Raw genomic sequence first — 19,451 nt, 5'->3', positions numbered from 1 at the left:
GGGGGCAAGCTTATGCCGAGACCCCGGAAACGTCCGACAAGACGTTGTCCGGGGTCCCGGTGGAGCTTCGGGTCACTCGGCGGCCGGGCGGGTCCGCTTCGTGGTCTTCGGCAGCTTCGCCGACGGGGTGGCCGGCTTGGCGGTCGTCTTCGTGGCGGCCTTTGTGGCGGTCGCCTTGGTGGCGCGGGTCCGCTTCACCGCGGCCGGCTTGGCGGCCACCGCCTCGGCCACCTCGGCCGGGGTGGGCACCTCGGTCGTCGCGGCGGCGGTCTCCGGCTTCGGGGCCACCTCGGTCTTCGGGGCGGTGTCGGCCTTCGGGGTCACGTCGGTGCCGGTGGCCTCGGTGGCCTCGATGTCGGCGTTCACCGTGTCGGCGGCCTCCAGCACGCCGGCGCCGACCACGCGCTCACCGCGGGCGACCAGCTCGGCGTACGCGGCCAGCGCGCGCTCCTGCGCGGCGTACGCGCCGGCCACCACGACGGCGGCGTTGCGGGTGGCGGCCTCGCGGAGCTTGTCCAGGTTCGCGGCCTCGCGCAGCTTCTCCAGGTTGGCGGCCTCGCGGAGCTGGTCGAGGTCGGTGGCGACGGCCCGCTCGCGCAGCCCGGTGGCGGTCTGGTTGGCGGTCTTCAGCGTCTCGGTGGCCTTCTGGCGCAGCTCGAAGCCGGTGACGACGGCCTTGCCGCCGAGGTCGGTCACCACAGTCGGCAGCTTGCGCAGCTGCTCCAGGGCCAGCTCACCGGCGCCGGCGGCGGCGTAGAGGGGTGCGGGGATGCGGTTGGTCTTCGGCTGGGTGGTCATGACTGCTCCTCCTCGGCCGCACCGGCGGCCTTCCGGGCCGCCCGGCGGGCGGCCGTCTGCTCAGGGGCGGCGGTGGTCGGGGCGGGCGCGCCGCCCGCTTCGGTGACGGCTACGGATTCGAGGACCGCCTCGGTCGGGGTGCCGTCCGGCGTCACCGGACCGGTGGCGGCCGGCGCGACGGTGGCCGGGGCCTCCGGCGCGGTGGCCGCCTCGGCCGTGGTGGCCGCTTCCGTCGTGGTGGCGGCCTCTGTCGCCTCGGCCAGGCGGGCGTTCTCGCGCCGGAACGTCTCGTAGATCTGGGTGAGCGACTGCTTCTGGGCCATGGTCAGCTCGGGGTCGACGGCGATCGCCGCGAGCACGCCCTGACCCTCCTTGTCGTCCAGCAGCCCGGCACGCAGGTACATCGCCGGGGTGGAGACGCGCAGCGCGCTGGCGAGCTGCTGGAGCACCTCGGCGCTCGGCTTGCGCAGCCCGCGCTCGATCTGGCTCAGGTAGGGATTGCTGACGCCCGCCTGCTCGGCGAGCTGGCGCAGTGAGATCTTCGCGTTGCGCCGCAGGTCGCGAATGAACCCGCCGACATCGGGAAGGTCCTTGCTGGTGGCCATGACTCAACGCTAGCTCGGGCTGCTAACTCCTGCAAGCAAAACGCTAGCCAGAGTTAGCGGGGTCACTGAAGGTGGGTTGCGGAGCCCATGTCCGGTCCGTACCGTTCTCCCCCGTGACCAAGATCGATATCAACGGCGCCCAGCTCGCGTACGACGAGAGCGGCACCGGAACCGCCGTGGTGTTGCTGCACGCCGGCATCGCCGACCGGCGGATGTGGCGCGGGCAGATCCCGGCACTCGCGCAGCGACACCGGGTGATCGCGCTGGACCTGCGCGGCTACGGCGACTCGGAGCTGCCGCCCGCGCCGTTCGCCCACCACGACGACGTGATCGGGCTGCTCGACGCGCTGGGCATCGAGCGGGCCGCGCTCGTCGGCTGCTCGTTCGGCGGCCGGGTCGCCGTGGACACCGCGCTCGCCCACCCGGAGCGGGTCTCGGCGCTGGCGCTGTTCGGCGCGCCCGTCTCCGGCAACGAGTGGTCCGAGGAGACCGAGCAGCTCTGGGACGAGCTGGTCGGTGACGTGGACCCGGAGGACTTCGCCGCCACCGCCGCCGGCGAGGTGCGGTTCTGGGTGGTCGGCCCGACCCGCCGCCCGGAGGACGTCGACCCGGAGCTGATCCGGTTCGCCGAGGAGATGGACCGACGGGCGCTCGCCGCCGAGCAGGCGCTGAGCGCGATCGAGGTGGGTGAGCTGGACCCGCCGGCGATCGACCGGCTGGGCGAGCTGCGCGTACCGGTGCTCGTCGGCACCGGCGCCGACGACCTGGCCGACATCCGCCGCCTGGCCGACCGCATCGCCGACGAGGCCCCGAACGGCGTACGCCTCCCCGACGTCCCCGATGCGGCCCACCTGCTCCCCCTGGAGCGCCCCACCGAGACCAACACCGCCCTCCTGTCCTTCCTCCCCTGACCCGCCCTCCCCGCGCCCCCTGCTCGGCGATCTTGCAGTTGCGGCCCTCGGCACGCCTGGAATACGCGCTTTGCCGGGGCGGTAAGTGCAAGATCGCCGGGGGGTGTGGCGGGGCGGGGGTTACCAGGTGGGGTGGATGGCGCCTACCGGGAGGCCGCCGCCCAGCAGGGGTGGTTCGGCGTACTCGGTGAGGATGGGGGCGCGCACGTTCAGGCGTGCCAGGGCCGAGGTCAGGACGGGTGTGCGGGCTCTGGCGGCGCCGTCGTCGATCTTCAGGGCCACGGCGCCGACCTCCGGGATCGCCGCCGCGATCACGCCCTCCGCGCCGATCTTGGCGAGCAGACCGGGTACGCCGCGCATCAGCCGCGTGTCCTCCGCCTGGGTGCCGCCGACCAGTTCCGGGTACGCCCGCATCGCGTCCGCCACCGTCCGCTCGACGGTGCCCGGCTCGGCGCTGACCATCCGCAGGAACGCCCGGGCCAGCCCGGTCAGCGAGACGGCGAGCACCGGCGCGCCGCAGCCGTCCACCCCGACGGCCGCCGCCCGCTCGCCGGTGAACTCCTCGATCGTGGCGGTCAGGCACTGCTGGAGCGGGTGCTCCGGGCGCCAGTAGCCGTCCAGCGGCCAGCCGGCGGCCAGGCAGGTCCGGACCATGCCGGCGTGCTTGCCGGAGCAGTTCATCAGCACCCGGGCCGGCCCGCCGCCGGCCCGCAGCACCGCCTCCCGGGCGGCCTCGCCGAACGGCAGGTCCGGCGGGCAGTGCAACGCGTCCTCGGTCAGGCCGGCGTCGCGCAGCAGCGCGGTGACCCGCTCGACGTGGAACTCCTCGCCCGCGTGGCTGGCCGCGACCAGCGCCACGTCGGCCGGGTCGGTGAGCGGCAGCCCGGCCCGGAGCATCCCGATCGCCTGCATCGGCTTGTTCGACGAGCGGGGGAAGATCGGCGAGGTGACGTCACCGGCTCCGTCGACCGGCTCGCCGGCGGCGTCGAGCACCACCACGGAACCCCGGTGGACGCCCTCCACGAAACCGGACCGGACCACCTGGGCGAGCGGCACGCCACCCTCGTACGTTTTTCCCACGGTATGGACCGTACCGAGGGGACGGACCCGGTCGGCGGCGGGGTGACCTGCGACGTCGACCGGGGCGGTACGGGGTCGCGGCCGGGTGTGCCGCTTACCGGGCGGTGGCCGGTACGCCGAGCAGCGTACGGGCCTCGGCGGTGGTCAGCGGAGGACGCTGGGCGAGCTGGGCGAAGCCGACCGCCCGCGCGACGAGCTGCATGTTGGACTCCACCGGGCGCCCCTTGGCGTACGTGACCGTGTCCTCCATGCCGACGCGCAGGTGACCGCCGGCCGACAGCGAGGCCAGCATCACCGGGATGGTGCTGCGCCCGATGCCGGTGGCCGAGAACGTGGTGCCCTCGGGCAGGTCGCGCACCATCTGCTGGGCCGCCACGAGCGTGGCCGTGGTACCCGGCATGCCGCCCGGCACGCCCATCACGAAGTCGACGTGCACGTGCCCGCCGTGCGGCAGGCCGTACTTGCCGAGCAGCCGCTGCAACGCGGTGAGGTGACCCAGGTCGAAGATCTCGTACTCCGGGACGACGCCCCGCTCCTGCATCCGGGTGTGCAGGTCGACGATGAACTCCCACCGGTTGAGGAACACGTCGTCGCCGAAGTTGACGGTGCCCATGGTGCAGGAGGCCATGTCCGGCGCGGCGTCGAGCACCGCCAGCCGGGCGGACTCCGGGTCGGTCACCGCGCCGCCGGAGGAGAGCTGCACGATCAGGTCGGTGTTCTCCCGCAGCGCGGCCACTGTGTCGCGCAGCCGCCCCTGGTCGAGCGTGGGCCGCGCGTCGTCGTCGCGGATGTGGACGTGGATCACGGCGGCGCCGAGCGCCTCGCACTCCTTGGCGGTCAGCAGCAGCTCGTCGAGCGTCACCGGCAGCGCCGGCACCTCCGCCTTCGCCGACTCCGCGCCGGTGGGGGCAACCGTGATCAACGTCCCTGTCGTCATGCCCCGGATCCTAGACCGGCGCCCGGCACCGGGTCGACCGGAGGATTTCCGGCGCGAGCGGCATCAGGAAGGGATCCTTCCGCCACCGAGGGCGTCCGGGAGGTTCCCTTCCTTACGCGTCGATCGCGGCGGCGCTGTCGCCGACGAGCAGGCGGGCGTCGTCGGGCGTGTTGCGCTTCAGGACGGCGAGCGCCACCTGACCCAGCTCGTAGTGCTGCACGGCGGTGCCCACGAAGCCGACGGTCCGGCCGTCGAGCGTCACCGGCGTACCGGCGACGGGCGGCTGGTCGCTCGCCACGCCGTCGAGGTGCAGCAGGACGAGCCGGCGGGGCGGCTTGCCCAGGTTGTGCACCCGGGCCACCGTCTCCTGCCCCCGGTAGCAGCCCTTGTCCAGGTGCACGGCCGGGGCGATCAGGTCCACCTCGGCCGGGATCGTCCGGTGGTCGGTGTCCACGCCGGCCCGGACCCGCTTGGCGGCCACCCGGATCGCCTCGTACGCCCACAGCCCGGCCACCGGCACACCGGCGCCGCGCAGCTCCGCCACCACCTCGTCCATGGCCGCCCGGGGCACCAGCAGGTCGACGCCGAGCGCCACCCGCCGGGCCCAGCCGCCGACCGGGAGCGGCTTGACGTCGTACACCACCGAGGGCCGCGCGGGCATCTCGCCGGAACGGAACTTCGGACCCGGCACCGCGACCACGTCGGGAGCGGCCAGCCCGGCGACGCCGAGCGTGTCCAGCGCGCCGGCCGCCTCCGGCCCGACCAGCGACAGCAGCGCGTGGTCGGCGGTGGCGTCGCGCGGGTCGACCTTGCTGAAGAACCGCATCTTCTCCAGGTATGACAGCAGGCCCTCGGTCATCCCCGGCTCGGTGTCCAGCCAGGTGGTCTCACCGTCGTCGGCGACCATCGCGTGCTGCTCGACGTGCCCGTGCGGGGAGAGCACCAGCAGCTCGGTGCCCTGCCACGGCGCCAGCGCGGCCAGGTGCTGGCTGGTGAGCGTGTGCAGCCAGCCGATCCGCTCCTCGCCGGGCACCGCGACCACGCCCCGGTGCGAGCGGTCGACCAGGCCCACGCCGGTGGCCAGGAGCCGCTGCTCGCGCATCGGGTCGCCGTAGTGGGCGGCCACCGGGCCGACGCCGGCCGCCCGGTGGGCCGGCTCCGGCTGGTCCCGGGTCTGCTCGTCGATGGCGTCGGTGGTCACCGCGCCCGCGATGTCGATCATGTGGGTTCCCCGTTCTGTGCGCAGCGGCCGCAGACCCCGAAGAGCGCGACATGCCCGATGTCGACCTTGAACCCGCGCTGCTCGTCCAGCTGGTCGGTGAGCGGGCGAAGCATCTCCGGGGCGATCTCGTCGATCGCCCCGCACTCCCGGCACACCAGGTGGACGTGCTGGTGCTCACCGGCCGCGTGGTAGGTCGGCGAACCGTGCGACAGGTGCGTGTGCGTCACCAGGCCGAGCCGTTCCAGCAGCTCCAGCGTGCGGTAGATGGTGGTGATGTTGACTCCGGCCGCCACCTCGCGGACCGCGGTGTGCACCTGCTCCGGGGTGGCGTGCCCCAGATCCAGGACGGCCTGGAGCACCAGCTGCCGCTGCGCCGTCAGCCGCAGCCCGCGCGAGCGGAGCATTTCCGCGAGGGAGGATTCGGACACCCTTCGATCATAGTTCGGCCGCCGCGCCGGCCGGTCCGCCGCCGGGGGTACGCCACTACGCTGCGCCAATGGGTACGACACGGGTGGCGGTGCTCGGCCAAGGGCTCGTGCCGGCCGGTGAGCCGGTGCTGCGCGGCGACGACCGGGGCGTCCTGCACGGCGACGGCCTGTTCGAGACGCTGCACCTGCGCGACGGCCGCCCCTGGCTGCGCGAGGCCCACCTGGCCCGGCTGCGGGCCGGTGCGGCGGCGATCGACCTGCCGCTGCCGCCGGACGCCGCGCTCGTCGAACTGCTGGACGCGGTCTGCGCCGGCTGGCCCGCGCAGACCGAGGGCGCGTTGCGGCTGGTCTGCACGCGAGGGCCGGAGGGCGGTGGGCCGCCCACGGTGTACGCCACGCTCGGCGAGGTGCCCGCGGCCGCCCGCCTGGCCCGGCGGGACGGGGTGACCGTGGCCACGCTGCCGCTCGGGGTGGCCGCCCGGTCCCGCCCGGAGCTGGGGTGGCTGCCGAGCGGCGTGAAGTCCACCTCGTACGCGCTGAGCACCGCCGCCCGGCGGTGGGCGCAGCGGACCGGCGTGGACGACGTGCTCTGGGTCTCGACCGACGGCTACGTGCTGGAGGGGCCCACCGCCAACGTGGTGTGGATGCACGACGGCACGCTCGCCACGGTCCCGGCGGCACAGACCGGCATCCTGCCCGGCGTGACCGCGAACCACCTGCTGGAACGAGCGGCAGAGCTGGGCCTGACCCCCGCCGGACACCTGCCCACCGTGACCGACCTGCACGAGGCCGAGGCGATCTGGCTGACCAGCTCCCTACGCGGCGTAGCCGAGATCACGGCCCTGAACGGAACCCCTCGTCCCGGTTCCCCCCTGACCCCCCGAATCCAGGCCCTCCTGAACTTCCCCCGTTGACCATGAAGTTGGCGGCGTCGGGTGACCGATTTGTCGCCGCCAACTTCATGATCGACGAGAGCAGAGGGCGGGGGTCAGCCGGCTACGCGGGTGAGGCGGGCGGAGAGGTGCGGGCTCAGGGGCTGGCCCACGGCGGCCATCTCCTGGGCGTAGAGCAGGGCGCCCTCGACGATGCCGAACAGCCGGGCGCCGGCGGTGACCTCCTTCGCCGTCGCGGTACGCACGACCGCGTCGGTGGCGAACTCGATCTGGGTGCCCTTGCGCTTGCCGATGTGCAGCTCCATCACGCCGGTCGGCGTGGTCATCAGCGCCTCCAGCTCGTCGGTCACCCGCTCACCGTCGAGCACCGGACGCCACCAGCCCACCTCACGGCCGGCGGGGCGGACCGGGCGGCTCTGCTCGTCCAGGATCCAGGCCCGCGACTCGTAGAACAGGAACGGCCGGCCGTCGTGGCTGATCCGGATCTCCTGCGCGTAGTCGAAGTCCTCGATCGTCGGGAACCCACCCCGGCCCCGGCCACGCCACACCCCGACGTACGGCAGCAGGCCGTCCAGGCTCGGGTGCAGCTTCGGGCCGACGCGCAGGTCGTGGCTCTCCTCGTACGGGTACGGGTCGACCGGCGGCGCGTTCAACCACGGCGGCTGAAGCGGATTCTCACTATTCACAGCGCCACCTTCGTTCGCGACTGCGGGGCTCGCAAAACCGGCTCACTCCTCGCGCTCACCATTTACCTCTAGCGATTCGCACTGCGACATAGACCAGGCCACCGGCGAGCGCGCCCAGGCCGGCGACCAGCAGGCTGACGAACCCGATCTCGGTAACCATCCGGACCATCCTATGCTGGCGTCATGGCGCGCACTCTCGTCGTCAAGGCCACCGCCGGCGCGGACTCCCCGGAACGCTGCGCCCAGGCGTTCACAGTCGCCTCGACCGCAGCCGCGGCCGGGGTGGACGTCTCGCTCTGGCTCACCGGCGAGTCCACCTGGTTCGCCCTCCCCGGGCGGGCGGAGACGTTCGAGCTGCCGCACTCCGCGCCGCTCGGCGAACTGCTGCACGTGGTCCTGACCACGGGCCGGGTGACCGCCTGCACCCAGTGCGCGGCCCGGCGGGACATCGGCCCGGGCGACGTCATCCCCGGCGTACGCATCGCGGGCGCCGCGGTGTTCGTCGAGGAAGCGATGGCCGAGGGCGCGCAGGCGTTGGTCTACTGAGCAACCCCCCGGGCTGTCCACTCTGCCCGGTGCGCCGATCCTGACCCGACATGTCCGGCTTGCGCCTACGATGTGAACGTGAGTGAGGCCATCCGACAGTTCTTCGCGTCGCTGCCGGCGCGCGCCGCGTCAGTGCTGAACAGCCCGATCGGCGGCACGCTCCAGATCGATCTGGCCGACGGCAACCGCACCGAACACTGGTACGTGACGCTGGCCCCCGGATCGGCCCAGGTGAGCCAGGAGGAGCAGCGGCCGGCCGACGGCGTGCTCACGCTCTCCAGCGAACTGTTCGAGAAACTGGTCACCGGCCGGGAGGCCGGCATGGCCGCGGTGCTGCGCAACGAGGCCACGTTCAGCGGGCACGTCGTGCTGTTCCTGGCGTTCCGCCGGTTCCTGCCGGCCCGGCCCGACGTACGGGATCCGCGGGACGCCGCCCGCGAACACGTCCGGCGGCTGGCGTGAAGGACCGGGTCAGCATCCTCGACGGCAACACGTTCCTGGTCAGCGACGATCGCGGCAACATCCAGCCGTCGTACGACTTCCCCACCGGGCTGTTCTCCTTCGACACCCGGTTCCTGTCCACCTGGATCCTCACCCTCGACGGGGAACCGCTGCACGCGCTCTCCATCGACGACTCGCTGTCGTACAAGACGCGGTTCTTCCTGGTCCCCGGCGAGCCGACGCACTATCTGGACGCGAACGTCTCGGTGATCCGCAGCCGCGCGATCGGCGCCAGCCTCGACGAGGAACTGACAGTGCTCAACCACTCCGCGCAGGAGAAGGAGTTCCGGCTCCGGTTGGACATCGGCTCCGACTTCGCCGACCTCTTCGAGATCAAGCACCAGCGGGACAAGAAGGGCCACACCACGCCCAACGTGGAGACGAACGCGCTGCGGCTGACCTACCGCCGGGACGCGTTCCACCGGGAGACGCTGGTGACCAGCAGCGCACCGGCCGAGGTCGACGCGAGCGGGATGACCTTCCGGATCCGGGTCGGCCCGCACGGCGAGTGGACCACCGCGCTGCACGTCGCCACGGTCATCTACGGCGCCCGGGGCGAGGACATCCGGGCCATCCTGCCGCTGGGCGGCCAGCGCACGGCCGCCGACATCGATGCCGAACAGAGCGCCCTGATCAGCCGCGCGCCCAAGCTGGGCTGCGACTGCGAGCCGCTGGCCGGGGCGTACCGGCGCAGCCTCAACGACCTGGCCGCCCTCCGGTACGAGTCGATCACGCTCGGCGTCCGGCTGCTCGCCGCCGGGCTGCCCTGGTTCATGACGCTGTTCGGCCGGGACAGCATCTTCACCTCGCTCCAGGTGCTGCCGTTCCTGCCGGAGATGGTCAAGCCCACGATCGTCATGCTCGCCGGCCTCCAGGGCAGCCGGGTCGACGACTTCCGGGACGAGGAGCCCGGCAAGATCCTGCACGAGCTGCGCTACGGCGAGACCGCCGGCTTCGAGGAGCAGCCGCACTCGCCGTACTACGGCGCGGCCGACACCACGGCGCTGTTCGTGATCCTGCTCGACGAGTACGAGCGGTGGACCGGTGACGCCGATCTGGTCCGCAAGCTGGAACACGAGACGCGCGCGGCGCTGACCTGGCTGGACACGTACGGCGACCTGCTCGGCACCGGGTACGTCTGGTACATGTCCCGCAACCCGGAGACCGGCCTGCCGAACCAGTGCTGGAAGGACTCGCCGGACGCCATCTCCTACGCCGACGGGCGGATGCCCGAGTTCCCCCGCGCCACGTGCGAACTCCAGGGGTACGCGTACGACGCGAAGCTGCGCGGCGCCCGGCTGGCCCGCACCTACTGGAACGACCCGACGTACGCCGACCGCCTGGAACACGAGGCCGCGGCGCTGAAGGAGCGGTTCAACCGCGACTTCTGGATCCCGGACCGGGAGTACTACGCGCTGGCGCTCGACCCGCGGGGCCGGCAGGTGGACGCGCTCACCTCCAACATCGGCCACCTGCTGTGGAGCGGCATCGTCGACGAGTCCCGGGCCCCGGCCGTCGCCGCCCACCTGCTCGGCCCGCGCCTGTTCTCCGGGTGGGGCGTACGCACGCTCGCCGACGACCAGGGCCGGTACAACCCGGTCGGCTACCACGTCGGCACGGTGTGGCCGTTCGACAACTCGATCATCGCCTGGGGGCTGTGGCGGTACGGCTTCCGGCAGGAGGCCGGCCGGATCTGCGACGCCCTGCTCAGCGCGTCGCACTACTTCGACGGGCGGCTGCCCGAGGTGTTCGCCGGCTACGAACGCGGCCTCACCGACTACCCGGTGGAGTACCCCACCGCGTGCAGCCCGCAGGCCTGGTCCGCCGGAACCCCGCTGCTGCTGCTACGGGTGATGCTGGGACTGGAACCGCAGGGCGAGCACCTGATCATCGACCCGGCCGTGCCGCCCGGGATGGGCCGGGTGGAACTGCTCGACATCCCGGGCCGCTGGGGCCGGGTGGACGCGCTGGGCCGCAGCCGCGAGCCGCACGAGGAACAGCCCTCGCCACCGGCGCTCGTCCTGCCCGGCGGCTGACGTCAGGCAGGGCAGGGCGTGGTCACCGCGACCCGGACCCGCTCCCCGCCCCGCTGCGCCAGCACCGCCGGGTCGCCCGGGCGCGCGTACGCGTCTGCCGAGTCCACCACCGGCGCGGCGCCCCCGGCGAACGCGGCGGCAAGCGGCTGATCGGCCGGCGCGGCCGCCTCCGACCGGGCGGTGCGGGCCGTCCCGCCGCCCGGGCAGGGCGCGGCGAGCACCTGGACCGGCCCGGTCGCGCCGCCCCACCGGCCCAGCGCCGACGCCAGCACCGCCGACTCGGCGGCGGCGTCGGCGGACGGGGCCCGGTAGCCGGAACCCACCGGGCGGCAGCCGGTGGCCGCGGTGAGCAGCACCCGGCCCGGGCCACCGGAGCGGCCCTCGACCGTGACGAACTCGCCCGCGTCGGCGCGCAGCAGCGGCTCGCCGTCGAGCGTCGACACACCGGCCCGCCAGCCCGACGGCAGCCGGTCGGCGATGCCGCGCAGCACCTCGCGTACGTCGCCGCCGCCGATCGCCACCTCGACGCCGCGTTCCAGCGTGGCGCCGTCGTCCATCGGCGTGATCCGGCAGCCGCGCTCCAGCCGGTCGGGCAGGAGCGCCGGTACGCCCACGGTGCCGACCGCGGCGGTCAGCGCACCGATCGCCCGGTCCACGACCGGGCCGGCCTGGTCCAGCGACCGCTGCTCCTTGACCGTCGGCGCATCGGTGCGCACCGACCACCAGGTCAGACCCGCGAGCAGCACGGCCCACGCGACGGTGGCGACCGTCAGCCAGCGCAGCCGGCGTCGGCCGCCGGGGCCGGGCCGGCCGGGCGGGGTTGGCGGGGCGTAACCCGTCTCGACGGCAGTCACCCCGCCATGGTGTCACGCGTCAGCGAGCTGCCCGGCCGCGCCTCGGACACCCGCCCGGAACGGCTCGTGGCCCGCCACCCGGGTGGGCGGCGGGCCACGATCAGAGCGTGGGTCAGGCGGCGACCGAGACGGTCACCTCGTTGATCCCGCGGGCCGCGGACACGGCGGTGTCGCCGTTGCCGTGGCGCGACAGCGCGCGCAGCGTCCAGGAGCCCGGCGCGGCGAAGAACCGGAACTGCCCGGCCGGCGACGTCACCACCTCGGCGGTGAACTCGCCGGTCGAGTCGAGCAGGCGCACGTACGCGCCCGGCACGACCTCACCGGACTCGGCCAGCACGCGGCCGGTGATCACGGTCTCCTTCTCCAGGTCCAGGCTCGCCGGGAGGGGGGCGGACTGGTCCGGAGCGGCGCAGCCGGCGGCAGCCGTCGAGGCGGCGGAGGCGGCGGTCATCAGGCCTCCCCCGGCTCGTCGCCGAGCGCCACCGGCACGCCGACGAGCGAGCCGTACTCGGTCCAGGAACCGTCGTAGTTCTTCACGTTGCGGTGCCCGAGCAGCTCCTGGAGCACGAACCAGCTGTGCGAGGAGCGCTCGCCGATCCGGCAGTACGCGATCGTCTCCTTGCTGTCGTCCAGCCCGGCGTCGGCGTAGATCTTGCGCAGCTCGTCGTCGGACTTGAACGTGCCGTCCTCGTTGGCCGCCTTCGACCACGGGACGCTGATCGCGGTCGGGATGTGGCCGGCCCGCTGCGCCTGCTCCTGCGGCAGGTGGGCGGGGGCGAGCAGCCGGCCGGCGAACTCGTCGGGGCTGCGCACATCGACCAGGTTCTTGGTGCCGATGGCGGCGACCACCTCGTCGCGGAACGCGCGGATCGAGGTGTCCGGCTCCTGCGCGACGTACTGCGTCTTCGGCCGCTCCGCCACGTCGGTGACGAGCGGACGGGCGTCCAGCTCCCACTTCTTGCGGCCGCCGTCGAGCAGCTTCACGTCGCCGTGGCCGTAGAGCTTGAAGTACCAGTACGCGTACGCGGCGAACCAGTTGTTGTTGCCGCCGTACAGGATCACGGTGTCGTCGTTGGCGATGCCCCGGTCGGACAGCAGCGCCTCGAACTGGCTCTTGTTGACGAAGTCCCGGCGGACCTGGTCCTGGAGGTCGGTGCGCCAGTCCAGCTTGACGGCGCCGGCGATGTGCCCGGTCTCGTAGGCCGAGGTGTCCTCGTCGACCTCGACGAAGACGACGCCCGGGGCGCCGAGGTTCTTCTCGGCCCACTCGGCCGAGACGAGTGCGGTGTCGCGACTCATCAGATCACTCCCTGGTGAGGATGGTTTGGTGAGTCTGCGCGTGGAGATCGATGTCGATGGTTGTCGCACCACACGCGGACCCTGAGCTAGGAACGGATCACGGGTACGTGCGACGGCGCCGCTGCCGGGCGTTGGGGAGGGGGAACCGGGGAAGGTTCGTGGACCCTGGTGGCCGCCGTTCAGGCGGCCGGAGACAGCCCCGCCGTCAGATGACGGGGCGACACAGGCAGGTGGCCACGCGGCACAGGTCGACCGCGCGCCGTTTGGTGAGGTGGGTCCCCATGGGCAGGGAGATTACCAGCCGGGGCGACAGCTGCCACCAGGCCGACCAGCATCCGGGACAGCCGGTCCGCTTGTCAGCCGGCGAAGTTGACGGCAGGCCGGCTTGTCAGCCGGCGGAGTTGACGGCAGGCCGGCTTTCAGCCGGCGGAGTTGATGGGGACGTTCGCCGCGTCCGCCGTGACCACCAGGCCCTCCGGCTTCGGCTCCACCTTGCGCAGGTTGAGCTGGAACGGCAGCTCCGGCAGCGGCACGTCGATCGAGATGCCCTGCGCGTACCGGGTCAGCGCGGCCCGGGCCAGCGGCACGTTCGGCAGGCCGTCGGCGGTGAGGTCGTTGAAGCGCAGCGCCACCTTGTTGCCGGCCACCGTGACGTCGGCGGTGCCGTTGACGGTGAGCTTGATGCCGAGGACGTCCACCGGGGCGGTGACCGCGAGCTTGCCGTTGCGCTCGCCCAGCGTCAGCCCGGGACGGTCCAGCAGCTTGGCCAGGCTCTCGTAGGTGATGGTGCCCCGACCGTCCACGCTCTCGGCCACCACGTCGCCCCGGCCCGAGCGCAGCGTGTCCAGCGAGGCGGTCACGTTGCGCGCGTCCACGTCGAGTTTCGGCACCTCGACCGCGTCGCCCTGCACGTCGCCGCGCACGTCGGTGAGCTGGATCGAGATGCGCTCGTACCGGCCGTCGAGCACCTGGGTGAGGAACGGGAAGCCACCCACCTCGACCTGCGGCGCGGCGGACTGCGCGTCCTGCTTGGCGATCTCCTGCCGGACCTGGTCGGCGATGGCGCGCTCGGCCACCCCGGCCGCGACCCGGTCGGCGACGACGAGCAGACCGGCCAGCACCAGCAGCAGGACGATGAAGCCGATCAGCACCTTCCGGCCCCGTCGCCGGGGTCGACCCTCCGCCGGATACGCCTCTGCCACGCCGCCTCCCGTCCTCGCCGCCGTCACCGCGCCTCGCGGCGCAACCGTACTTACCCGAGGCGAATCCTCCCCAACCGCGTCAGAGGAACAGCACGCACATGGCGTACGCGGCGGGCGCGGCCAGCGCGAACCCGCCCAGCGGCCCCTGCATGTGCCGGGCCACCCACATCGTCGGCGGTTCACCGGCCATCAGCCGGCCCGCCTCGGCGTACCCGACGGCGAGGTCGGCCAGGACGGCGGTGGCCGCGCTGACCACCCCGACCAGGGCGGCGCTGGTCGGGGTGAAACCGACCAGGTAGCTGCCGAGCACGGCGCTGGTGAGCGTGCCGAGCATGGCGCCGGCGACCACGCCCGCCGCGCCGCGCGGCACCTGCGGGGCGAGCCGGGGCCACGGCGCGATCGCGTCGGTGAGCCGGGCGACGAGCAACGCCACCCCGGCGGCGGTGAGGCAGACGGTGATCGCCTGGGTGCCCTTGGGGATCCGGCTGAGCACGACGAGCGTGGCGAAGGCGACCACACCCACCACGATGAGCAGGGTGCCGCCGAGCGAGTCGGTCACCCGGACCCGGTCCACCCGCCGTACGAGCTGTCCCAGCACGGCGAGCAGGAACCCGGCCGCGGCGGCGTAGCCGAGCGGGGCCAGGCCGGCGATGTCCGACTGCACGGCGGCGACGTCGGCGATCACCGCCGTCGCGGCGCTGACGAGCGCGACGACGAGCAGCGCCGGCGGCCGCATGGCCATCGTCCAGGCCAGCACGAACAGCAGTTGTACGCCGAAGATGATCACGGCGAACGGCAGCCGGTGCCCCGGGCCCGAGGTCTGCGCGCCCAGCACCAGGCCGACGCCGAGCAGCGCGGCGAAGCCGGCGACGGTGAGCGCCAGGGGGCGGCGTACCGGGACCGGCGGCACCTCCTCCTCGGGCTCCTCGTCGGACTCGTCGTCGGGACGCCGGCCGGGGCCGCCCTTGCGCAGCCGGCGCGGGCCCTTGCGTTCCGGCCGGTCGCCCTCGTCGGCGGGGCCGGTACGCGGGGCGGGCGGGTAGCCACGGGCGGGGCCGGACGGCCCGGCGGACGGGTCGTCGGCCCACGGTTCACGACCGGTGTCGCGCGAGGTGGAGGGAAACACGCCCCGATCGTGCCAGACCCGGGCGGCTCGGCGGAGGTCCCGGTTTCGGTGACGTTAAAACCTGCGCCGCGATCGAGGGCAGAAAGGGCAAACGGTAAATCGCGCGAAGGTGACGGCCGGTCCATCGGTTACGCTCAGGCCGTTACCCGCCCGTCGACGACGCCGGGACCCACGCAAGTTCACAGTGCCGCCCCACCGGGCGTGTCGCTGGTCGCGCGCGGCCGGAAGGCCGCCGGGACGGAGGTGATCGTGGAGCTCCTGCTGCTCGTGACCGCGCGGGCCGGTGAGCCGTCGGCGGTGCTGCCGGCACTCGACCTGCTGCCGCACTCGGTTCGCACCGCACCCCGTGACGTCCGCACGCTGGTCTCCGGCCCGACACCGGACGCCGTCCTGGTGGACGCCCGCTCCGAGCTGAGCGAGGCGCGCGCCACCTGCCGGATGCTGCACGCCACCGGGCTCGGCGTGCCGCTCGTCGCGGTCGTCACCGAGGCCGGGCTGATCGCGCTCAACGCGGACTGGGGCGTCGACGACGTGATCCTGGCCGGTGCCGGGCCGGCCGAGGTGGAGGCCCGCCTGCGGCTCGCTGTGGGCCGGCTCAGCAACGCCACCGCCGGCGCCGGCGGCTCGATCCGGGCCGGTGAGCTGAACATCGACCCGGACACGTACGCAGCCAAGCTGAAGGGCCGGCCGCTCGACCTCACGTACAAGGAGTTCGAGCTGTTGAAGTTCCTGGCCCAGCACCCGGGGCGGGTGTTCACCCGGGACCAGTTGCTGCGCGAGGTCTGGGGCTACGACTACTTCGGCGGCACCCGGACGGTGGACGTGCACGTGCGGCGACTGCGCGCCAAGCTCGGCTCGGAGTACGAGTCGATGATCGGCACGGTGCGCCAGGTGGGCTACAAGTTCGTCGTCCCGCCGTCGCGCTCGCTGCCGGAGTCGGAGCCCGCCCCGCTGCCGGTCTGACCGCCCACGCTCCACCCCGCTAGAGGGCACTTTTCTCGTATGCCCTTTTTGCCCGATCAGTCAGCCATATCCTGGCTGCCGGAATTGTCGGGCTAAGGGGGCGACGGTGCGTGCGGTGAACACGGGGGCGACGAACGGCCGGTACCGCTGATGCGGGGCCCGACGCTGCGCGCCGCCGGCCTCGTGACCGTCGTGCTGGCCGGCCTGCTCGGTTCGGCGTTCGCGCTGGGGCGCAGCCTGGTGCCCGACCCGCATCCGTCGGCCGCCGGAGTCGCCACCACGCTCAACGGGCCGCGGTACGGCGACCAGCCACCCAGCACCGACTTCCCGGGCGGCACGGCCAGCGCCCGGCCGAGCCCCGACGCCGCGCCGGACGCCGCCCCGGTCGAGCCCGACGGCGACGGCCCGTACGGCTCCCTGGTCGCCACCGGCTCGTCCCGGGTCGCGCTGACCTTCGACGACGGCCCCGATCCCCGCTGGACCCCGCAGGTGCTCGCGCTGCTGGCCCAGTACGGCGTGCGGGCGACGTTCTGCGTCGTCGGCGAGAACGTCGAGGCCCACCCGGACCTGGTCCGGTCGATCGTGGCCGAGGGCCACACGCTGTGCAACCACTCCTGGAACCACGACGTCAACCTGGGCAAGCGATCCCCGGCTACGATCCGGGCCGACGTGCTGCGCACCAACGACGCGATCCTGGCCGCCGCGCCCGACGCGCGGATCGCGTACTACCGCCAGCCCGGCGGGGCCTGGACGCCGTCCATCATGTCGGCCTGTGCCGACCTGGGCCTCACCCCGCTGCACTGGAGCGTGGACCCGTCGGACTGGAAGGCGCCGGGCGCCACCACCATCGAGGCGATGGTCCGCTCCCAGATGGGGCCCGGGGCGATCGTGCTCATGCACGACGCGGGCGGGGACCGTTCCGGCACCGTCAGCGCGTTGCAGCAACTCCTGCCCGAACTGCTGACCCGGTTCGAGTTGGAGCCGCTGCCCGTCGGCACCCCGTGACGAGCGCCACCGATCGCCGTCGCCGTCCGGCGCGAACCGCGGCCCGCCGGCCGTTACCGTGACTCAGATGAGCAGCACCGAGCCGACGAGTGGTCCCGCGACCGATCGGATCGACCGGGCGGACCGGCTGACACCGGACGAGGTCGCCGAGGTGCTGGCACTGGCCCGCGCCGCCGGTGACGCCGACGGCGCCGACCCGCTCGACGAGCACGTGCTGCTGCGGCTGCGCGACCCCGAGGCGCCCGCCGTGCACCTCACCGCCCGGACCACCGAGGGCACCCTCACCGGGTACGCGCACCTCGACACCACCGCCCCGGCCGAGGGCGTCGGCGTGGAGATGGTCGTGCACCCGGCGTACCGGCGGCGGGGTTCCGGCCGCGCGCTGGCCCGTGGCATGGTGTCCGACGCGCCCGGACCGCTGCGTGCCTGGGCGCACGGCGACCACCCGTCGGCCGCCGCGCTCGCCGTCGACCTGGGCTTCTCCCGGGCACGGGTGCTCTGGCAGATGCGCCGCCCACTCACCGCCGAACTGCCGGCGCCGGTCGTGCCGGACGGCGTGACGCTGCGCGCGTTCCGACCCGGCGAGGACGACGAGGCCTGGCTGGCGGTGAACAACGCCGCCTTCGCCCAGCACCCCGAGCAGGGGAAGTGGACGCTCGACGACCTGCGCGTCCGCATCGCCGAGCCGTGGTTCGACCCGGCCGGTTTCCTGCTCGCCGTCGACTCCGCCACCGGGCGGCTGCTCGGCTTCCACTGGACCAAGGTGCACGAGCGGCCGGGGTCGGCCCGGATCGGCGAGGTCTACGTGCTCGGCGTCGACCCGTCCGCGCACCGGGGCGGCCTCGGCCGGGTGCTCACCGCCGCCGGCCTGACCCACCTGCGCGAGGAGCGCGGGCTGGACCGGGTGATGCTCTACGTGGACGAGAGCAACACCGCCGCGGTCGCGCTCTACGAGCGGCTGGGCTTCGCGCGCTGGTCCGCGCACGTCAACTACCAGCTCGGCTGAGCGCTCGCCGGCCCGGGAAAATCGCCACAAAGGCGATGCCGGGCCGCTAGTTCACGAAATGGACAACCCTTCCTCAGCGTACGGCCACCTCGTCGGCTGAACGTGTTCACCGCGCGTTCACTTGCGTCCGGCGAACCGTCCACCTGGCCCTCCTACCTTCATGTCAGCCGGTCAGCGCCGGCCCCCGGCACTCCGGGCGACCTGACCAAAGACGTGAAGGGAAACCCCTGAAGTGAAGCTCCAGCGGCACGGCGCCATCGCCTGTCTCGCTCTTACCGCGGTTCTCGGTCTCAGCGCCTGCGGCTCGGACAACAACGAGCCGGCCAGCGCCTCCGGTTCCACCGCCGCGGTGGACTGCGCGACGGGCACGCTGAACGCGCAGGGCTCCTCCGCCCAGAAGAACGCCATGGCCGAGTGGATCAAGGCATACCAGCAGAAGTGCGCCGGCACCACGATCAACTACGAGCCCAGCGGCTCGGGCGCCGGCATCCAGGCGTTCATCGCCGGCACCGCGGACTTCGCCGGCTCGGACTCCGCCCTCAAGCCGGAGGAGCAGCCGCAGGCCGACGCCAAGTGCACCGGCGGCCAGGCGCTCAACCTGCCCATGGTCATCGGCCCGGTCGCTGTCGTCTACAACGTCAACGGCGCGGACGACCTCCAGTTCAGCCCGGCCACCCTGGCGAAGATCTTCGCCGGCAAGCTGACCAAGTGGGACGACCCGGCGATCAAGGCCGACAACCCGGACGCCAAGCTGCCGTCGACCGCGATCCAGGCGGTGCACCGCTCCGACGAGTCGGGCACCACCGACAACTTCACCAAGTACCTCTCCAAGACCGCCGAGGCGGACTGGACGCTCGGCAACTCCAAGGCGTGGAAGGCCCCGGGCGGCGTCGGCGCGGCCAAGTCCGACGGTGTGGCCAGCAAGGTCAAGAGCACCGACGGCACCATCAGCTACGTCGAGTGGTCGTACGCCGAGAACTCCGACCTGAAGATGGCCAAGATCAAGAACGGCAACGGCGAGTTCGTCGAGCTGACCGGCGACTCGGCCGGCAAGACCATCGCGGGCGCCAAGTTCGAGGGCCAGGGCAACGACCTGAAGATGTCGATCGACTACAACACCAAGGAGGCCGGGGCGTACCCGATCGTCCTGGCGACCTACGAGATCGTCTGCAGCAAGGGCCTCGCCGCCGACAAGCTCCCGCTGGTCAAGGGCCTGCTCGGCCACGCCGCCAGCGCCGAGGGGCAGAAGGAGCTCGTCGAGCTGGGCTACGCGCCGCTGCCCGAGACCGTCCGCACCAAGGTCGAGGCCGCGGTCAAGAGCCTCTCCTGACGCTCCGACCGACACCTCCTCAA

Annotated in this window: 23 protein-coding genes; 9 read left to right on the top strand and 14 right to left on the bottom strand. The window is 73.1% G+C overall.

The window, feature by feature from the left end; all coding sequences use genetic code 11:
* Window positions 1-72: 72 nt before the first annotated feature.
* Window positions 73-798: a hypothetical protein gene (locus M8C11_RS04010; protein WP_252448360.1), complete on the bottom strand. Its 726-nt coding sequence runs from the start codon at window positions 796-798 to the stop codon at window positions 73-75.
* Complete coding sequence (locus M8C11_RS04005; RefSeq protein WP_252448358.1) at window positions 795-1,403, bottom strand: helix-turn-helix domain-containing protein; 609 nt, start codon at window positions 1,401-1,403, stop codon at window positions 795-797. Before M8C11_RS04005 ends, M8C11_RS04010 begins: the two co-directional genes overlap by 4 nt.
* 113 nt (window positions 1,404-1,516) lie before the next feature.
* On the opposite strand from M8C11_RS04005, the gene M8C11_RS04000 reads away from it, so the two are divergent.
* A complete protein-coding gene (locus tag M8C11_RS04000; protein ID WP_252448357.1) occupies window positions 1,517-2,314 on the top strand; it encodes an alpha/beta fold hydrolase in 798 nt (265 codons plus the stop codon).
* Window positions 2,315-2,434: 120 nt separating this feature from the next.
* Here the strand turns inward: M8C11_RS04000 and M8C11_RS03995 are convergent, their stop codons facing one another.
* From M8C11_RS03995 to M8C11_RS03980, 4 genes are all read right to left on the bottom strand, one after another.
* On the bottom strand, window positions 2,435-3,394 hold the full coding sequence (locus tag M8C11_RS03995; RefSeq protein WP_252448356.1) for an asparaginase: 960 nt from the start codon (window positions 3,392-3,394) through the stop codon (window positions 2,435-2,437).
* A 94-nt stretch (window positions 3,395-3,488) separates the two neighbouring features.
* Complete coding sequence (locus tag M8C11_RS03990; protein ID WP_120572926.1) at window positions 3,489-4,331, bottom strand: 3-keto-5-aminohexanoate cleavage protein; 843 nt, start codon at window positions 4,329-4,331, stop codon at window positions 3,489-3,491.
* Between the two features lie 112 nt (window positions 4,332-4,443).
* On the bottom strand, window positions 4,444-5,553 hold the full coding sequence (locus M8C11_RS03985; protein ID WP_252448355.1) for a folate-binding protein YgfZ: 1,110 nt from the start codon (window positions 5,551-5,553) through the stop codon (window positions 4,444-4,446).
* Window positions 5,550-5,981, bottom strand: coding sequence for a Fur family transcriptional regulator (locus M8C11_RS03980; RefSeq protein ID WP_252448354.1), 432 nt, complete (start codon window positions 5,979-5,981; stop codon window positions 5,550-5,552). The genes M8C11_RS03985 and M8C11_RS03980 overlap by 4 nt, the downstream gene beginning before the upstream one ends.
* A gap of 68 nt (window positions 5,982-6,049) precedes the next feature.
* Between M8C11_RS03980 and M8C11_RS03975 the strand changes: the two genes are divergently transcribed.
* Entirely contained in the window at window positions 6,050-6,895 is an 846-nt protein-coding gene (locus tag M8C11_RS03975; protein ID WP_252448353.1) for an aminotransferase class IV, read from the top strand.
* Window positions 6,896-6,969: 74 nt separating this feature from the next.
* Here the strand turns inward: M8C11_RS03975 and M8C11_RS03970 are convergent, their stop codons facing one another.
* Both M8C11_RS03970 and mtfM read right to left on the bottom strand, forming a co-directional pair.
* Window positions 6,970-7,560, bottom strand: a complete 591-nt coding sequence (locus M8C11_RS03970; RefSeq protein ID WP_120572922.1) for an FABP family protein — start codon at window positions 7,558-7,560, stop codon at window positions 6,970-6,972.
* Between the two features lie 55 nt (window positions 7,561-7,615).
* Entirely contained in the window at window positions 7,616-7,720 is a 105-nt protein-coding gene (gene mtfM / locus M8C11_RS30395; protein WP_013288813.1) for a small membrane protein MtfM, read from the bottom strand.
* A 23-nt stretch (window positions 7,721-7,743) separates the two neighbouring features.
* Between mtfM and M8C11_RS03965 the strand changes: the two genes are divergently transcribed.
* From M8C11_RS03965 to M8C11_RS03955, 3 genes are all read left to right on the top strand, one after another.
* On the top strand, window positions 7,744-8,106 hold the full coding sequence (locus tag M8C11_RS03965) for a DsrE family protein (protein ID WP_135242222.1): 363 nt from the start codon (window positions 7,744-7,746) through the stop codon (window positions 8,104-8,106).
* Between the two features lie 72 nt (window positions 8,107-8,178).
* A complete protein-coding gene (locus M8C11_RS03960; protein WP_252448352.1) occupies window positions 8,179-8,568 on the top strand; it encodes an SCP2 sterol-binding domain-containing protein in 390 nt (129 codons plus the stop codon).
* Window positions 8,565-10,643, top strand: a complete 2,079-nt coding sequence (locus M8C11_RS03955; protein ID WP_252448351.1) for a glycogen debranching N-terminal domain-containing protein — start codon at window positions 8,565-8,567, stop codon at window positions 10,641-10,643. Before M8C11_RS03960 ends, M8C11_RS03955 begins: the two co-directional genes overlap by 4 nt.
* Window positions 10,644-10,645: 2 nt before the next feature.
* On the opposite strand, the gene M8C11_RS03950 is transcribed toward M8C11_RS03955, so the two are convergent.
* From M8C11_RS03950 to M8C11_RS03930, 6 genes are all read right to left on the bottom strand, one after another.
* Complete coding sequence (locus tag M8C11_RS03950; RefSeq protein ID WP_252448350.1) at window positions 10,646-11,497, bottom strand: hypothetical protein; 852 nt, start codon at window positions 11,495-11,497, stop codon at window positions 10,646-10,648.
* Window positions 11,498-11,609: 112 nt separating this feature from the next.
* Window positions 11,610-11,948 (bottom strand): DUF1416 domain-containing protein, encoded by a 339-nt coding sequence (locus tag M8C11_RS03945; protein ID WP_252448349.1) that lies wholly within the window; start codon window positions 11,946-11,948, stop codon window positions 11,610-11,612.
* Window positions 11,948-12,796 (bottom strand): sulfurtransferase, encoded by an 849-nt coding sequence (locus M8C11_RS03940; protein ID WP_120572916.1) that lies wholly within the window; start codon window positions 12,794-12,796, stop codon window positions 11,948-11,950. Before M8C11_RS03940 ends, M8C11_RS03945 begins: the two co-directional genes overlap by 1 nt.
* A 205-nt stretch (window positions 12,797-13,001) precedes the next feature.
* Entirely contained in the window at window positions 13,002-13,079 is a 78-nt protein-coding gene (locus M8C11_RS30680; RefSeq protein WP_310503780.1) for an Ms5788A family Cys-rich leader peptide, read from the bottom strand.
* Window positions 13,080-13,215: 136 nt separating this feature from the next.
* Window positions 13,216-13,998, bottom strand: coding sequence for a DUF2993 domain-containing protein (locus tag M8C11_RS03935; protein WP_252448347.1), 783 nt, complete (start codon window positions 13,996-13,998; stop codon window positions 13,216-13,218).
* Between the two features lie 79 nt (window positions 13,999-14,077).
* Window positions 14,078-15,124 carry a hypothetical protein gene (locus M8C11_RS03930; RefSeq protein ID WP_252448345.1) on the bottom strand — a complete coding sequence of 349 codons (1,047 nt, stop codon included), beginning with the start codon at window positions 15,122-15,124 and terminating at the stop codon, window positions 14,078-14,080.
* A gap of 243 nt (window positions 15,125-15,367) precedes the next feature.
* Here M8C11_RS03930 and M8C11_RS03925 point away from each other — a divergent pair, with 243 nt between their 5' ends.
* The 4 genes from M8C11_RS03925 to pstS all read left to right on the top strand — a co-directional run bounded on the left by M8C11_RS03925 (window position 15,368) and on the right by pstS (window position 19,428).
* Window positions 15,368-16,087: a response regulator transcription factor gene (locus tag M8C11_RS03925; protein WP_176722767.1), complete on the top strand. Its 720-nt coding sequence runs from the start codon at window positions 15,368-15,370 to the stop codon at window positions 16,085-16,087.
* A 150-nt stretch (window positions 16,088-16,237) separates the two neighbouring features.
* Window positions 16,238-17,092, top strand: coding sequence for a polysaccharide deacetylase family protein (locus tag M8C11_RS03920; RefSeq protein WP_252448343.1), 855 nt, complete (start codon window positions 16,238-16,240; stop codon window positions 17,090-17,092).
* A gap of 67 nt (window positions 17,093-17,159) precedes the next feature.
* Window positions 17,160-18,098, top strand: a complete 939-nt coding sequence (gene mshD, locus M8C11_RS03915; protein WP_252448342.1) for a mycothiol synthase — start codon at window positions 17,160-17,162, stop codon at window positions 18,096-18,098.
* Between the two features lie 232 nt (window positions 18,099-18,330).
* Complete coding sequence (pstS, locus tag M8C11_RS03910) at window positions 18,331-19,428, top strand: phosphate ABC transporter substrate-binding protein PstS (RefSeq protein ID WP_252448341.1); 1,098 nt, start codon at window positions 18,331-18,333, stop codon at window positions 19,426-19,428.
* Window positions 19,429-19,451: the final 23 nt, after the last annotated feature.

The sequence above is a fragment of the Micromonospora sp. CPM1 genome (assembly GCF_023896895.1).
GTDB lineage: Bacteria > Actinomycetota > Actinomycetes > Mycobacteriales > Micromonosporaceae > Micromonospora > Micromonospora tulbaghiae.
Note: the sequence above shows the minus strand (reverse complement) of the source record. Positions and strands in the feature narration are given on the sequence as shown.

Bases quoted from the DNA above. Each gene is read 5' to 3' on its own strand.
- M8C11_RS04010 (WP_252448360.1), bottom strand. From the start codon at position 798: ATGACCACCCAGCCGAAGACCAACCGCATCCCCGCACCCCTCTACGCC.
- M8C11_RS04005 (WP_252448358.1), bottom strand. From the start codon at position 1,403: ATGGCCACCAGCAAGGACCTTCCCGATGTCGGCGGGTTCATTCGCGAC.
- M8C11_RS03990 (WP_120572926.1), bottom strand. From the start codon at position 4,331: ATGACGACAGGGACGTTGATCACGGTTGCCCCCACCGGCGCGGAGTCG.
- M8C11_RS03985 (WP_252448355.1), bottom strand. From the start codon at position 5,553: ATGATCGACATCGCGGGCGCGGTGACCACCGACGCCATCGACGAGCAG.
- M8C11_RS03975 (WP_252448353.1), top strand. From the start codon at position 6,050: ATGGGTACGACACGGGTGGCGGTGCTCGGCCAAGGGCTCGTGCCGGCC.
- mtfM (WP_013288813.1), bottom strand. From the start codon at position 7,720: ATGGTTACCGAGATCGGGTTCGTCAGCCTGCTGGTCGCCGGCCTGGGC.
- M8C11_RS03965 (WP_135242222.1), top strand. From the start codon at position 7,744: ATGGCGCGCACTCTCGTCGTCAAGGCCACCGCCGGCGCGGACTCCCCG.
- M8C11_RS03945 (WP_252448349.1), bottom strand. From the start codon at position 11,948: ATGACCGCCGCCTCCGCCGCCTCGACGGCTGCCGCCGGCTGCGCCGCT.
- M8C11_RS03940 (WP_120572916.1), bottom strand. From the start codon at position 12,796: ATGAGTCGCGACACCGCACTCGTCTCGGCCGAGTGGGCCGAGAAGAAC.
- M8C11_RS30680 (WP_310503780.1), bottom strand. From the start codon at position 13,079: ATGGGGACCCACCTCACCAAACGGCGCGCGGTCGACCTGTGCCGCGTG.
- M8C11_RS03920 (WP_252448343.1), top strand. From the start codon at position 16,238: ATGCGGGGCCCGACGCTGCGCGCCGCCGGCCTCGTGACCGTCGTGCTG.
- mshD (WP_252448342.1), top strand. From the start codon at position 17,160: ATGAGCAGCACCGAGCCGACGAGTGGTCCCGCGACCGATCGGATCGAC.